Below are 13,405 nucleotides of genomic sequence, written 5' to 3'. Positions count from 1 at the left end.
CGGTCAGTCATCGGAGGGCATCGCGACCAGGGTGACCATCCACCGCTTGCGGATGCTGTCCGGCTCGTGGCCCATCCGGGAGGTGACGGCTGTTCGCAGCTCGACCAGCAGCTCGGCCCGCTCGTCGTCGGTGAGCCAGAGCGCCGCCTGCTGGTAGGTCACCCCGTCGGCGGCCGGCTGGACGCCGTCGTCGGCGAGGTAGCGGTCGAAGTCCGCGAGCAGTCCGCCGACGAAGGCGGTGAAGACCTGCCGGTGGTCGTCGGGGGTCATCGCCGCCCGGGCCGCCGGGTCCAGCTCGGCGTGTTCGCGGCGCAGCCGGTAGGTGCGCTCGACCGCCCCGCGCACCCGCCGTTCGTCGAGGATCTCCAGCACGCCGGCGCTGGCGAGCGTCGCGACGTGCCGGTACATCGTGGCCGGTGCGATGTCGGGGAGCCGGTCGCGCAGTTGCGTGGTCGTGCTGGGCTGGCCGTCCAGCAGCGCCTGCACGATACGTAGCCGGACGGGGTGCAGCAGCAGATCCAAGGTAGCCATGGCGCGATTATTACCGAGTCTGGTATTGTTCTCAAACATGAGATCAATGGAGGTGCGGATGAACCGGCCAGAGACGACCCCGAACCCGACGACGTCCGCCGTGCCCGCCGGCAACATCCGGGAGATCGAGATGACCGCGTACGCCGACGACGGCCTCGGCCTGGCGGGCACGCTCACCCTGCCGGCCGGCCCCGGCCCGCACCCGGCGGCGCTGTTCCTGCCCGGCTCCGGGCGACTCGACCGCGAATCCAACGCAGGCCGGCTACGGATGAACCTCGGCCGGCCACTGGCCCAGGCCCTCGCCGCACAGGGCATCGCCTCGCTGCGCTACGACCGGCGTGGCGTCGGAGCGACCCGCGGCGACTGGCACACCGTCGGATTCGTCGACAACCGCGCCGACGCGGCCGCGGCGCTGCGCGCGCTCCGCGAGCGCCCGGAGGTGCTGGCCAGGGCGACCGGTGTGATCGGGCACAGCGAAGGCGCCGTACACGCCGCCTGGCTGGGCGCCCACGTGCAGCCGGCGGCGGTGGTGATGATCGCCGGGTACGCCCGACCCGGACGGCAGGCCCTGTACTGGCAGGCCGCCAAGCTGGCCGCCACCCTGCCCCGCCCGATCCGTGCCCTGCTGCCGATCCTGCGCCGGCTCGCCGCCCGCCAACTGGCCAAGGTCGAGGCCACCACCACCGATGCCGCCCGGATCGGCGGCAGCAGGATCAACGCCCGCTGGTGGCGTGAGCAACTGAACCACGACCCGCGCGCCGACCTGGCGAAGGTACGGGTGCCGCTGCTGGCCGTCACCGGCGACAAGGACGTCCAGGTCGATCCGGACGACCTCGACGTCATCCAGCGACTGGTCCCGGACGCCGACACCCTTCGCATCCCCGACCTGACCCACCTGCTCCGCCGCGATCCGGGCCGCGCCTCGGTGTTCTCCTATCCACGGCAGTTCCGCCAGCCGGTCGACGCCGGCCTGCTCGCCGGCATCGCGACCTGGCTACGCGATGCCATGCGTTGATGCCCCCGTCATTCGGTGCCGGGACGTGTCCGGCCAGCCTCTCCCGGCACGGCATCTCGTGAGGTCGAGATTGCCGGGAACCCACATTGTGGCCCGCCACCTACGGACCTAGCGTCGGGCAGACCAGTCCGGAGCCGGGAAGGGGCCGCACGCGATGACCAGGGCGCAACGCACCGAAGGACCGGTGATCGACATCCACTGCCATCGGGAGTGCGCGCCGGCTGCCGAGTTGATGAAGGCAGCGGCAGCCGACGCCGGGAAGGTCGCCCTGGGTCATGGCAACGCCACCACCCGCAGGGTCAACGAGCGGCAGCTCGCGGCGATCAAGCCGAAGATGGATCTGCTCGACGTGCGGCTCGCCGACATGGACGCCATGGGCGTCGACGTGCAGGCGGTCGCGATCGCGGTCTACCAGTACTACTACTGGGCGGACGCCGAGCTGGGCAGCAAGGTCTCCCGGTTGATGAACGAGGAGATCGTCGAGGCGACCGCCAAGCACGCTGATCGTTTCGCGCCGTTGGGCACGGTGCCGCTGCAGGACACCGAGGCGGCGGTGCGGGAGCTGCGTTACCTCGCGACCGAGCTTGGCATGCGCGGCATCGAGATCGGTACCCATGTCGAGGGGGAGGAGATCTCCTCCGCGCGGCTCGATCCGTTCTGGGCGGAGGTGGACCGGCTCGGCGTGGTCGTGGTGATCCACACGCAGGGCACCACGCACGCCGCGCGGTTGCAGGGGCACAACTTCGTCAACATCATCGGGCATCCGTTCGAGGCGACCCTGGCGCAGGCGCACCTCATCTTCAACGGCGTGATCGACCGGCATCCCGGCCTGAAGATCCTCGTCGTGCACGGCGGCGGATACCTGCCCGCGTACGCGGGCCGCATCGACCACGGGTGGCGGGCGCGGGAGGACATCAGCGAGGGGGTGCCGCAACAGCCGGGCGGGTACCTGCGCAACTTCTACTTCGACACGATGGTCTTCGAGACCGACCAGCTCAGGTTTCTCGTCGACCGTTACGGCGCCGACCACGTGCTGCTGGGCACCGACTATCCCTACGACATGGGCGACGACGACCCGCTGGCGCTGATCGGGGCGACGCCGGGGCTGACGCAGGAGCAGATCGACCTGATCAGCGGCGGCAACGCTGCCCGACTGCTCGGGCTGGCCTGAGATGGCGGGCCCGGGCAGCGGAGCGGGCATCGGCCTCGCCGTGATCGGCTGCGGGGCGATCGGCCGGATCAGGGCGGTGCTCGCGCGGGAGTATCCCGGTGTCGCCTGGCTCGGCCTGTGTGACGTGCACGAGGAGACGCTTCGGCAACTCGCCGCCGACACCGGGGCCGACTTCGCCACCACCGATGTCGCCGAGTTGGTCGCGCGACCGGAGGTGACGGCGGTGATCGTGGCGACCGACGAGCGCGAGCACGTCGACCCGATCCTGCTCTCGGTCGAGCACGGCCACGACCTGTTCATCGAGAAGCCGTTGGCCACCGACCCGGTCGAGTCCGCGCGGGTGCTGCGGGCGATCGAGGCGGCCGGGGTGGACGCCGTGGTCGGCTACACGCAACGGTTCCGCCGCCGGTTCCTCGCGGTCAAGCAGCGGCTCCGTGACGAGCAGATCGGCCGGGTCACGTCGGTCGTCACCCGGGCTTTCATGAACCGGATGGTGCCGGAGGCGACGCTGCGCAAGGTCACCGACACCACCAACCTGACCCCGATGGTCGTGTCGGGCACGCACAGCCTCGACATGAGCATGTGGCTGCTGGAGGGGCGCATGCCGGTGGAGGTGTACGCCCGCTCCACCGACGTGGTGCTGGGGCCGATGGGCACCAAGGACGCCACGTTCGGCGTCTTCACGATGGACGACGGCACGATCTTCAGCATGAACATCAGCTGGGCGCTGCCGACGATCTGGCCCGGCGCGGTGTACGGGCTGGAGATCGGCATCGTCGGCACCGAGGGTGTCATCGACATCGAGGACACGCACCGGGACGTGATCATCGCCTCCGAGCATGGCCAGCCGGCCGGTTACAACAGCCGCGGCTTCACGGCGCCGGCCGTACGGAACATCGACTTTGTCGGCAGTTACCCGCCGGGTGACCTCTCCGACGGCCTGTTGTGGGGGCCGATGCGGGAGGAGACGACGACCTGGTTCAGCCGGCTGACCATGGGCGTCCGCACGCCGCACGCGACGGCGGCGGAGGGCCACTCCAACCTCCTGCTCACGATGGCGATGGACCTGTCCGCGCGCCGGGGCCGCCCCGTCGCCCTGCCGATCACCCCGGAAGAGCTCCGCGAGGGCCTGCGAGAGGAAGCGTCATGAAGCAGCTCAACGTCGGCGTCATCGGCACCGGCTGGTGTGGCGGCATCCGCGCCCTGGCCTGCGCCCGCAGTGCCCTGGTCGACCAGCTGCACCTGGCCGAGACCGACCCCGACCGGCTCGCCGAGCTGGTCGAGGCGACGTCGCCGACGACCGCCACCGCCGACTGGCACGAGATCATCGCCAACCCGGCGATCGACGCGGTGATGGTGTCGACGACGCCGGAGCACCTGCACCACCCGATGGCCAGGGCGGCGCTCCGGGCCGGCAAGCACGTGCTGCTGGAGAAGCCGATCGCACTGACCCTCGACGAGGCGGACGAGCTCATCCGGCTGGCCGACGACGGCGGCCTGAAGTTCACGATCGGCTACTCGCAGCGCTTCAACGCCAAGCAGGCGATGGTGAAGCGGTCGATCAACGAGGGCGTCCTCGGAAGGGTGACGAGCATCCTGGTGAGCCGGCACATCACCCGCTCGCTGGGCGCGAAGATCAGCCAGCGCACCAAGCTGTCACCGGCGGCGATGGAGGCGACCCACGATCTCGACTTCGCGTTCTGGTGCCTGGAGCCGCGCCGCCCGGTGCGGGTCTACTCGCAGAACGCCTGGGGCGTGCGCGAGGCGACGCTCGGCGTTCCCGACACGCAGTACGTCCTGGTCACGATGGACGACGGCGTCGTCGTCACGATCGGCGCCGGCATGTCGCTGCCGCCCGGCTACCCCAACCAGTCGACGACCTGGATCGAGGTGCTGGGCACCGAGGGCGCGGTCATCGCCGACGCCAGCCACCGCGACATCGTCGTCAACACCGTCGCCCGGGGCGTGCAGTTCCCGCTCTCGACGATGCCGGGAGAGTTCGTCGACCACGTCTACGCGGGCCCGATGGAGCGGGAGACGACCCACTTCCTGGAGGCCGTCGCCCACGATCGCCCGGTCATGGTCGATCCGCAGCTGGCCCGCGTGACGATGGAGGTCTACCTGGCCGCCGACCTGTCCGCGGAGACCAACGAGGTCGTCTCGCTGCCGCTGACCCGCGACCAGGCGGGGCTGGCGTTGGCGGAACCGTACGCCAACCGGGGCTGATGCCCACATGCCCGTGCCCGAGGCCGCTTCAGCCGGGGATCCGCAGCAGCCGCTCCGCGTTGCCGCCGAGCACCAGCCGCCGTTCGCCCTCGGTCAGGTCGACCTGCGCCAGGAAGCCGAGCGGGTCGACGGTGCCCATGTCGAACGGGTAGTCGGTGCCGAGCAACACATGGTCGGCGCCGAACCGGTCGACGAGGTGGCGGACCATCGCCGGATCGAAGACGTTGGTGTCGAAGTAGAGCGACGCGAGATAATCGCTCGGCGGCCGGTCGATGTGCTTGCGCAACTCCGGCCGTACCGCGTAGGCGTGGTCCGTGCGCGCGGAGTAGAAGGGCAGATAGCCGCCGCCGTGCACCACGACCATGGTGAGGTCGGGGTGCCGCCGCCAGACACCGCCGAGGATCATCCGGGTGACCGCGAGCGTCGAGGCCAGCGGCATGCACATGACGTTGACCAGGTAGTAGTCGCTGAAGCGCTGCCCGTGGGTGAAGCCCTGCGGATGCATGATGGCGGTCATGCCCAGCTCGACCGCGGCTTCCCAGACCACGTCGTAGCGCGGGTCGTCGAGGTCGAGCCCGACGACGTCGGCGCTCATCTCGAAGCCGTGGAACCCGTACTCCCGGGCGGCCTCGCGCATCACCTCGACCGCGAGGGACGGGTGACCCATCGGCAGGTTGGCCACCGCGGTGAACCGGGTCGGGTGGGCGGCGACGATCTCGGCGAAGCGTTCGTGCTGGAGCCGGCAGGCGGCCAGGGCGGCGTCGGGGTCGAGCCAGTAGAAATACTCCGTCGGCGGCACCGAGAGCACCTGCATGTCGATGCCCTGCCGGTCCATGTCGGCCAGCCGCGCCTCGGCGTCCTCGAACTGGCCGCTCTGCCGGGCGCTGGCCCGGTATTCCCTGTTGTAGGCCAGCGTCTCCGGCGACGAGAAGAGACTGCGCGGCTCGAACTCGGGCTTGAAGTGCGGCGCCGCGAGCGTGTTCCCGGCCGGCACGGAGAGGTGCGTGTGCACGTCCACCGTTCGGTATGCCGGTTTCGTGGCCGTGCTCGGGTGCACCGCCGGAGCGAGGTCCTGCCACCACTCGCCGGGCCGGCCGGTCGCTTCGTTCGTCATGGCGCCGACCCTAGCCACGGGCGTCCGGGCCGGGACATGCGCGCCGGCGGCAGGGTCGGCGGCAAACCTGATGGTTTCCATGATTGACAGGAGTTGACGCCGCATGCCGTTCACCTTCGACGACCTCGTGGGCTTCACCGCGGCACTGTTCAGCGCCTACGACGTGCCGGCCGAGCACGCCGAGACGACCGCCCGCCGGCTCGTGGAGGCGGACTTCCGTGGCCGCGGCGGTCACGGACTGATCCGGGTCCTGCCCTACCTGGACCGGATCGCCGCCGGTGGCATCACGGTGCGGCCCGACGTGCGGGTGCTGGCGGAGACGCCGGTCTCGGCGCAGGTCGACGGCGACAACGGGCTGGGACCGGTGGCGGTGACCCTGGCGGCGCGGATCGCCGCGGAGAAGGCACTCGAATCGGGGGTGGCGGTGGTCGGCACCGTGCGGTCCAACCATGCCGGCGCGGCCGGGCTCTACCCGCTGATGCTGGCCGAACGCGGGCTGGTCGGGCTCTACTTCGCGGTCGCGAACGCCAACGGCATGCCGCCGTGGGGTGGCCGCGAACCGATCCTCGGCACCAACCCGCTCGCGGTGGCGATCCCGGCGGCCGGTGGTCACCCCTTCCTTCTCGACATCGCGACCACGACCGCCTCCCACGGCGGCATCAAGGTCGCCCGTCTCGCCGGTGAACGGCTTCCGGTCGGCTGGGTGGTCGACGCCGACGGCGAGCCGATCACCGACCCGCACCGCGCCGACGAGGGGTTCCTCGTGCCGATCGGCGGCTACAAGGGTTCCGGGTTGACGATGGCGATCGGCCTGCTTGCCGGGGTGCTCAACGGCGCGGCGTTCGGCCGCTCGGTGGTCGACCACCGGGTCGACCCGGTCACCCCGACCAACACCGGCCAGCTGCTGGTGGCGTTCCGGGCCGACCTCTTCCGGCCCGTCGAGGAGGTGCTCGGCGACCTCACCCGCCACCTCGACGAGCTGCGCTCGGCCGACCCCGCCGACGGCGAGGCCGTCCGGCTGCCGGGCGACGCGGCGGCGCGCGCGTGGGCCCACCATCGGGAGCACGGCTTCGACCCGGAGCCGACGGTGCTGGCCGGGCTTGTGCAACGGGGGCGTCAGCTCGGCGTCGCGCCCCCGCACGGATACGAGGATCCGTCACCGCGGCGGGGACTGGGAGGGGTGCAATGAGGTTGGTGACCTTCGCGCGCGACGGCCGTACGCGGATCGGCGCACTGCGGGGAGCAAGCGGCGACGAGGTCGTCGCGTTCGACGACGGGCTGCCGACCTCGATGGTCGATTTCGTCGCCGCCGGTGACGCCGCGCTGGCGCGCGCCGCGACGCTGCTCGCCTCGGGGCCCGGCATCCCGCTGGCCGAGGTGCGCCTGCTGGCGCCGATCCGGCCCCGCAACAACATCATGTGCATCGGCAAGAACTACGTCGAGCACGCCGCGGAGTTCGCCGGCAGCGGGTTCGACGCCTCGCAGAGGCAGGCGCTGCCCGACCACCCGATCGTGTTCTCCAAGGCGCTGTCGTCGCTGGTGGGGCCCGGCGACCCGATCGACGTCTCCGCGGACGAGACCGGCACCAGCGACTACGAGGGTGAGCTGGCGGTCGTGATCGGGCGGGGTGGCCGGGGGATCGCCGCGAGCGACGCCTTCGACCACGTCTACGGCTACACCATCGTCAACGACATGACCGTACGGGAGCTACAGCGCCGGCATGTGCAGTTCTTCCTCGGCAAGAGCGCGGCGACGTACTGCCCGATGGGCCCGGCGCTGGTCACCCGTGACGAGATCACCGACGTGACGCAGCTGTGGGTCCGCACGACGGTCAACGGCGAGGTGCGGCAGGCCGCCCCGGTCAAGGACCTCATCTTCGACATCCCGACGCTGATCGCCACGATCTCCGCGTCGGTGCTGCTCGAACCCGGCGACGTGATCGCCACCGGCACGCCGGCCGGGGTGGGGATCGGTTCCACCCCGCCGCGTTACCTGCGCGCCGGTGACGTGATCGAGGTCAGCGTCGACGGCCTCGGCACGCTGACCAACCCGGCGGTCTGAGCACGCGACGCGGGGGCGGCCTCGGCCGCCCCCGCGTCGCACGCCCTCGTCGCGGTCGCCCGCGGATCAGCTCACGGCCAACGCCCCGATGCTCTCGAAGGTCCGGAAGACGTTCGCCTTCGCGACGGCGACCTCCGGGTCCGCCACCTCACGGGGGAAGGGCAGCGGCACCGCGAGGTCGTCGGCCATCCGCCCGCCCTTGGCGAACACGAGGATGCGGTTGGAGAGCTCGACCGCCTCGCCCACGTCGTGGGTGACGAAGATGATGGTCTTCCTGGTCTCCTGCCACATGTTCTGCAACTCGGCCCGCAGCGTGCGTGCGGTGATCGCGTCGAGGTGGCTGAACGGCTCGTCCATGAAGAGCACGTCGGGCTCGGTGGAGAAGGCCCGCGCGATGCCCACCCGTTGCTGCATCCCGCCGGAAAGCTCACCCGGATACTTCTTGCCCTTGTCGCCGAGCTGGACCATGTCGAGGTAGTGCTGGCAACGGGCCCGGGTCTCCTCCGAGCGGTCCTTCTGCACGAACAGCAGATTGTCCATCACCGTGCGCCACGGCAGCAGCCGGGCGGACTGGAAGACGTAGCCCTTGGCGGCCGGCTTGCCGTCCTGGCTGATCTGCACGTCGCCGTGGGTCGGCGTCTCGATGCCGCTGAGAATGTTGAGCAGGGTCGACTTGCCACAGCCCGAGGCGCCGACGATCGAGACGAACACGTGGCCGCTGATGTCGAGGTTGACGCCTTCCAGGGCAACGACCTTGTCGTCGCCGACACCGAACTCCTTGCGCAGGTCGCGGACCTTGATCTCAGCCATCGCGGCTTCTCCTCGTCTCGTCGCCGCCCTCGGTGCGGGCGGCAGCTTTGGGTACGTTCGCCTCGAACCGCTGCTCCACGATGTCGGCGGCGTTGACCGCCGGCCGCCAGCGGAAGAAGTAGGCGGAGAGGCGGTCGAAGAGGAACTTCTCGAACAGCAGGGCGAAGACGACGAACAGCAGCGCGTACCCGATGACGCCGTACGCCCGGTGGGCGTCGTACCAGAACTTGATGGTCCAGCCGGCGCCGTCCATGCCGCCGAAGACCTCGGCGACCACCAGTCCCTTCCACCCGAGCGCGAACGCGTAGCGGGCGGCGGCGAACATGAACGGCATCAGCGACGGAAGCAGCACGTGCCGGATGGTGTCCACCCGGCTGACGCCGAATGCCCGGGCCATGTCGTGGAGGTCGCGTGGCGCGTTGCGGACGCCCTCCCGGACGTTGATGATCACGAACGGTATGCCGGTGAGCACCACGGTGATGATCGGGCCCGTGTCGCCGAAGCCGAACGCCAGGCTACAGAACAACGCCCAGGCCAGGTTGGGCATCGCGAGGACGGCCACCACCCAGTCGTTGAAGAAGGCGTTGACCCGCCTCGACAGCCCCATGCCGAGGCCGATGAGGGTGCCGATCGCCATCGCGATGGCCATGCCGATGCCGAGTCGCCGCAGCGAGATGCCGAACGTCTCGTAGACGTTGCGGGGGGCCAGCGTGTCGCCGGTGAGCTCGTTCCACATGAAGCCGGCGACCTGGCTGGGGTTGGGCAGCACGTCGACGGCGAACGGCCAGATCGCGCCGACGATCCTGATCGACAGCAGCCAGACGATCAGGCACACGATCGGGAAGGCGATGCGTCCCGCGACCGAGCTGGTCAGCGCGCGGACCACCGGATGCCGACGCCGGCGGCTCGGCGTCGCCTCGGCCGGAGCGGAGGAGGCGACGTCCTTCTCGGCGGGTTTGGTCTCGATGCCGCTCATGGCTTGATCGTGTCCCTCCAGGCAAAGAACCGACGCTCGATCACCTCGAGGACGACCTTCTCCAGCAACAGCGCGAACACGTAGAACGCGAGGATCCAGGTAAGGAACTCCGGCAGCCGGAACAGCTGGCTCGCCGTACGCATCTCGAAGCCGATCCCGCTCGACGAGGAGAAGACCTCGGTCAGCACGGTGACCTTCCATGCGATGGAGAAGCCGAACCGGACCCCGGTGAAGATGTACGGCGCCAGGTGCGGGATGACGATCTGACGGTTGCGTCGCACGACGCCGACCCCGAACGACTTCGCCATGTCGATGAGGTCCTTCGGCAGCGCCTTGATGCCCTCGGCGACGTTGACGCTGATCAGCGCGAACGTGGTGAGCACGATCGCGAGCAGCGGCCCCCAGGTCCGGTTGCCGAAGATGATGGCGGTGATCAGTGCCCAGATCAGGCCCGGGGTCGTGACCCCGATCGTGACCGCGTCGCGGAAGAACCCGTTGAGCAGGCGGTTCTGCATCAGGATTCCGACCGCGGCGCCGACGACGAACGCGATCGCGAACCCGATCGCGATGCGGGTCAGGGTGTCGGCGAAGGCGCCCGGCACCTTGCCGGTCGCCCAGAGCCTGCCGAAGGTGCGGAGCACGTCGACCGGGCCCGGCAGAAGCCTCTCGTCCATGAGACGGCCCGAGGCGAACTCCCAGAGGCCGAGAAAGAACGCGTAGCCGGCGAGGCGCCAGACGATGACGTTGATCCGCGCCCTGCGCGTGGCTGCCCGGACACGTTCCTCTTCACTGACGCGGGGTGGGCCGGCGGCCGGGGGTGAGGCAACTGCGGTTGCCACGGAATCTCCTCTGCTCGAATGGCTTGGATGTATTCAGATGGCTTGGAGTTGGCGGCCTTGTCCGCCGCGGCGCCGGGGACGGGGTCAGGAAGTTCCCGTCCCGCGACGCCGCGCCGGTCAGCTGCTGGGACTGAGGGTCTCGAAGCGCGGGGTCGGGGCGTTGGCCGCCAGGAAGTTCGCGTTGTCGGGGTTGAGGTTCTTCATGATCGTCCAGATCGCGGTCTCGGAGTCGATCCACGCCTGGTCCTCCAGGAAGGGACTGTCGACGAACCAGTCGTTGTCACCGCTGACGAACTGGGTCATGAAGTCGATGTCTTCCTTGGACTCGACCGAGAAGTGCTGCGGGTACCTCGCGACCGTCTCGGCCTTCTTCTCCTTCCACATGTCGATGCCGGTCTGCCAGAGTTCGAGGAACTTGATGGCGAGATCCCGGTTGTTGTCGAACCACTCCTCGGTGGCGGTGAAGTTGTTGCCGAGAACGTGCAGCTTGCCGTCGCTCACCGGCGCGAACTCCTTGTAGAGCTGGAAGGGGAGCTTCCCGTCGTACATGATTTCGAGTTCGCCCTTGCGTAGCTGGGGGACGGCGGCCTCGGGGATCACGGCCGCCACCTCGCAGTCGCGGCGCAACAGGTTGGTGGGGTTGACGAAGTGATCGTTGACGATCAGTCGGAAGTCGCCGCCGCCGACCCGGTAGTCGAGGCCGTGCATCTCCTTGGCCAGCACCGTCCAGAACGCGGTGTTGGAGGTCGGGCCGGAGACGCAGATCTTCGAGCCCTTCGGCACGTCGGCGAGGGTCCGGTACGGGTCGCCGCTGCGGCGCAGCAACGGCACCCGCTGGTAGTTGTACTTGCCGAAGGTGACCGTCTTGATGCCGGTCTCGGCCTCCAGGACCGGGGTCTCCTGGGTGGACATCGAGACGATGTCGCCGTGACCACCGGCGAAATAGGTGAATTCATCCCACGTGGTGCTTGTTTCGATCCGTACGCCGTTCGTCTGTTCCCACTGCCGGATGACGCCTGCGTCCTTCATCAGGTCCCAGACCGGGTCCGGGGCGAACGCGAAGCGGATGACCTTCGTATCGCCGTCGCCGGCGGCACCGCCGCCGCAGCCGGCCAGAGCCAGCAGCGCCGCGGCCATGCCGAGCGCCGCCAGTCGTAGTCGTCGTGTGAGCTGCACGTTGTCCTGCCCTTCGTCCACGAGCCCTTCGCCAGGGGGTGACTCTGGTCACTCATTACATGCAGGTGTCCAGGTCCCCGCGATGTCCCAGGCCGTTATTTTTCGGCGAGGGGGTTGGCGGAGCCTGTAACAGAGAGGCCACCGGGCCTTAACACGGCCGGCCCTGGAGCGCTCTGGGCGGTCGCTGAGGGTATTGACGGCTCGCGTCATCGACCGCCGCCAGATTCACAGCTCGCGCCACTGCACCCGACCCCGGCCCGCAACGAGACTCCCGGATGTGCGGGGGCACACCGTCCCGGCAGGCACAGAAAGCGAGAGCAAGCCGTGAGACTGGGTTACTTCTCCATGCCGCTACATCCGCTCGGCCGGACCTGGGCCCAGACCCTCCAGGAGGACCGGGCCGCCGTCATCCTGGCCGACGCGCTGGGCTTCCACGACGCCTTCATCGGCGAGCACCTCACCGACCAGCATGAGAACATCACCAACAGTCTGCTCTTCCTCGCGACGCTGATCTCCGACACGCGGCAGATCCGGCTCGCGACCGGCACCACCAACCTGTCGCAGCAGCACCCCGTGCTCGTCGCCGCGAACTCGGCGATGTTCGACCACCTGAGCAACGGCCGGTTCATCCTCGGCATCAGCCCGGGTGCCCTGACCTCCGACGCGGAGGCGCTCGGCATCCTGCACGAGGACCGCAACCAGATGTTCGCCGAGGCGATCGATGTGATCACCAGGATCTGGGAGCTGGACCCGCCCTACTCCATCGACCTGCCGGGCAACCGTTTCAAGGTCACCACCGAGACCACCCTCGACTACGACTTCGGCGTCGGAATCCTGCCCAAACCGCTCCAACAGCCCCGCCCCGAGATCGTCGGCACCGTGGTGGCGCCCTACTCCAAGGGCGTGATCGCGATGGGCCAGCGCGACTTCCACCCGCTGTCGGCCAACTTCCTGCTGCCACAGTGGGTCGCCACGCACTGGCTCAACTACGTGCAGGGCAAGGAGGCGGTCGGCGAGGTGGCCGACCCCGCCGACTGGCGGGTGGCGCGCACGGTCTTCGTCGCCGACGACCCGGCCGTGGCGGAGAGCTACGGGCGCGGGGACGCGGACAGCCCGTACCGCTTCTACTACTCCCAGATGTTGAAGAAGATGCGCAAGCTCGGCCGCCTCGGGCTCTTCAAGACCCACCAGGACCAGCCGGACGACGAGGTGACGCTCGACCACGTCCTCGACAAGCTGGTCATCACCGGCACCCCCGAGTCGGTCACCAAGCAGCTCCTCGCGCTGCACGACGAGATCGGCGCCTTCGGCGAACTCGTCTACGCCGGGCTCGACTGGGTGGACGAGGCCCTTGCCCGCCGCTCGATGGAACTGATGGCGCAGCAGGTCATGCCCAACGTCAACGCGACCCTGGGCAGCGCGGCGTGAGCGAGCGTCAGCGAGCGAATCATCGACGCGGCGCGGAGGACGCTCAGGTCGACGCCGA

13 protein-coding genes are annotated in these 13,405 nt (G+C 69.4%); 7 read left to right on the top strand and 6 right to left on the bottom strand.

Annotated features, from left to right (window positions below; all coding sequences use genetic code 11):
- Positions 1-3: 3 nt before the first annotated feature.
- Entirely contained in the window at positions 4-531 is a 528-nt protein-coding gene (locus ACQPYA_RS19020; RefSeq protein WP_433528440.1) for a helix-turn-helix domain-containing protein, read from the bottom strand.
- Between the two features lie 58 nt (positions 532-589).
- Here ACQPYA_RS19020 and ACQPYA_RS19015 point away from each other — a divergent pair, with 58 nt between their 5' ends.
- The 4 genes from ACQPYA_RS19015 (at position 590) to ACQPYA_RS19000 (ending at position 4,943) form a co-directional block, all read left to right on the top strand.
- The gene (locus ACQPYA_RS19015; protein WP_433528439.1) at positions 590-1,546 is read left to right on the top strand and encodes an alpha/beta hydrolase family protein; all 957 of its coding nucleotides are present in this window, start codon (positions 590-592) and stop codon (positions 1,544-1,546) included.
- 154 nt (positions 1,547-1,700) lie between these two features.
- Positions 1,701-2,717, top strand: a complete 1,017-nt coding sequence (locus ACQPYA_RS19010; protein WP_433528438.1) for an amidohydrolase family protein — start codon at positions 1,701-1,703, stop codon at positions 2,715-2,717.
- Between the two features lies 1 nt (position 2,718).
- Complete coding sequence (locus ACQPYA_RS19005) at positions 2,719-3,867, top strand: Gfo/Idh/MocA family protein (RefSeq protein WP_433528437.1); 1,149 nt, start codon at positions 2,719-2,721, stop codon at positions 3,865-3,867.
- The gene (locus tag ACQPYA_RS19000) at positions 3,864-4,943 is read left to right on the top strand and encodes a Gfo/Idh/MocA family protein (protein WP_433528436.1); all 1,080 of its coding nucleotides are present in this window, start codon (positions 3,864-3,866) and stop codon (positions 4,941-4,943) included. Before ACQPYA_RS19005 ends, ACQPYA_RS19000 begins: the two co-directional genes overlap by 4 nt.
- 28 nt (positions 4,944-4,971) lie before the next feature.
- On the opposite strand, the gene ACQPYA_RS18995 is transcribed toward ACQPYA_RS19000, so the two are convergent.
- A complete protein-coding gene (locus ACQPYA_RS18995) occupies positions 4,972-6,057 on the bottom strand; it encodes an amidohydrolase family protein (RefSeq protein WP_433528435.1) in 1,086 nt (361 codons plus the stop codon).
- A gap of 103 nt (positions 6,058-6,160) precedes the next feature.
- On the opposite strand from ACQPYA_RS18995, the gene ACQPYA_RS18990 reads away from it, so the two are divergent.
- On the top strand, positions 6,161-7,246 hold the full coding sequence (locus ACQPYA_RS18990; RefSeq protein ID WP_433528434.1) for an Ldh family oxidoreductase: 1,086 nt from the start codon (positions 6,161-6,163) through the stop codon (positions 7,244-7,246).
- A 5-nt stretch (positions 7,247-7,251) separates the two neighbouring features.
- The gene (locus tag ACQPYA_RS18985; protein ID WP_433528433.1) at positions 7,252-8,118 is read left to right on the top strand and encodes a fumarylacetoacetate hydrolase family protein; all 867 of its coding nucleotides are present in this window, start codon (positions 7,252-7,254) and stop codon (positions 8,116-8,118) included.
- Positions 8,119-8,184: 66 nt separating this feature from the next.
- On the opposite strand, the gene ACQPYA_RS18980 is transcribed toward ACQPYA_RS18985, so the two are convergent.
- The 4 genes from ACQPYA_RS18980 to ACQPYA_RS18965 all read right to left on the bottom strand — a co-directional run bounded on the left by ACQPYA_RS18980 (position 8,185) and on the right by ACQPYA_RS18965 (position 11,919).
- The gene (locus tag ACQPYA_RS18980) at positions 8,185-8,928 is read right to left on the bottom strand and encodes an ABC transporter ATP-binding protein (protein ID WP_433528432.1); all 744 of its coding nucleotides are present in this window, start codon (positions 8,926-8,928) and stop codon (positions 8,185-8,187) included.
- Entirely contained in the window at positions 8,921-9,904 is a 984-nt protein-coding gene (locus ACQPYA_RS18975; protein WP_433528431.1) for an ABC transporter permease, read from the bottom strand. The genes ACQPYA_RS18980 and ACQPYA_RS18975 overlap by 8 nt, the downstream gene beginning before the upstream one ends.
- Positions 9,901-10,743: an ABC transporter permease gene (locus ACQPYA_RS18970; protein WP_433528430.1), complete on the bottom strand. Its 843-nt coding sequence runs from the start codon at positions 10,741-10,743 to the stop codon at positions 9,901-9,903. Before ACQPYA_RS18970 ends, ACQPYA_RS18975 begins: the two co-directional genes overlap by 4 nt.
- A gap of 117 nt (positions 10,744-10,860) precedes the next feature.
- Positions 10,861-11,919 (bottom strand): hypothetical protein, encoded by a 1,059-nt coding sequence (locus tag ACQPYA_RS18965; RefSeq protein ID WP_433528429.1) that lies wholly within the window; start codon positions 11,917-11,919, stop codon positions 10,861-10,863.
- Between the two features lie 345 nt (positions 11,920-12,264).
- On the opposite strand from ACQPYA_RS18965, the gene ACQPYA_RS18960 reads away from it, so the two are divergent.
- Complete coding sequence (locus ACQPYA_RS18960) at positions 12,265-13,347, top strand: LLM class flavin-dependent oxidoreductase (protein WP_433528428.1); 1,083 nt, start codon at positions 12,265-12,267, stop codon at positions 13,345-13,347.
- Positions 13,348-13,405: the final 58 nt, after the last annotated feature.

The organism is Micromonospora sp. CA-263727 (genome assembly GCF_050942455.1).
In the GTDB taxonomy this organism is placed as follows: Bacteria; Actinomycetota; Actinomycetes; order Mycobacteriales; family Micromonosporaceae; genus Micromonospora.
Note: the sequence above shows the minus strand (reverse complement) of the source record. Positions and strands in the feature narration are given on the sequence as shown.

Coding starts and splice junctions, on each gene's coding strand:
- ACQPYA_RS18980 (WP_433528432.1), bottom strand. CDS start 8,928: ATGGCTGAGATCAAGGTCCGCGACCTGCGCAAGGAGTTCGGTGTCGGC.
- ACQPYA_RS18990 (WP_433528434.1), top strand. CDS start 6,161: ATGCCGTTCACCTTCGACGACCTCGTGGGCTTCACCGCGGCACTGTTC.
- ACQPYA_RS19020 (WP_433528440.1), bottom strand. CDS start 531: ATGGCTACCTTGGATCTGCTGCTGCACCCCGTCCGGCTACGTATCGTG.
- ACQPYA_RS19000 (WP_433528436.1), top strand. CDS start 3,864: ATGAAGCAGCTCAACGTCGGCGTCATCGGCACCGGCTGGTGTGGCGGC.
- ACQPYA_RS19010 (WP_433528438.1), top strand. CDS start 1,701: ATGACCAGGGCGCAACGCACCGAAGGACCGGTGATCGACATCCACTGC.
- ACQPYA_RS19005 (WP_433528437.1), top strand. CDS start 2,719: ATGGCGGGCCCGGGCAGCGGAGCGGGCATCGGCCTCGCCGTGATCGGC.
- ACQPYA_RS18975 (WP_433528431.1), bottom strand. CDS start 9,904: ATGAGCGGCATCGAGACCAAACCCGCCGAGAAGGACGTCGCCTCCTCC.
- ACQPYA_RS18995 (WP_433528435.1), bottom strand. CDS start 6,057: ATGACGAACGAAGCGACCGGCCGGCCCGGCGAGTGGTGGCAGGACCTC.
- ACQPYA_RS19015 (WP_433528439.1), top strand. CDS start 590: ATGAACCGGCCAGAGACGACCCCGAACCCGACGACGTCCGCCGTGCCC.
- ACQPYA_RS18960 (WP_433528428.1), top strand. CDS start 12,265: ATGCCGCTACATCCGCTCGGCCGGACCTGGGCCCAGACCCTCCAGGAG.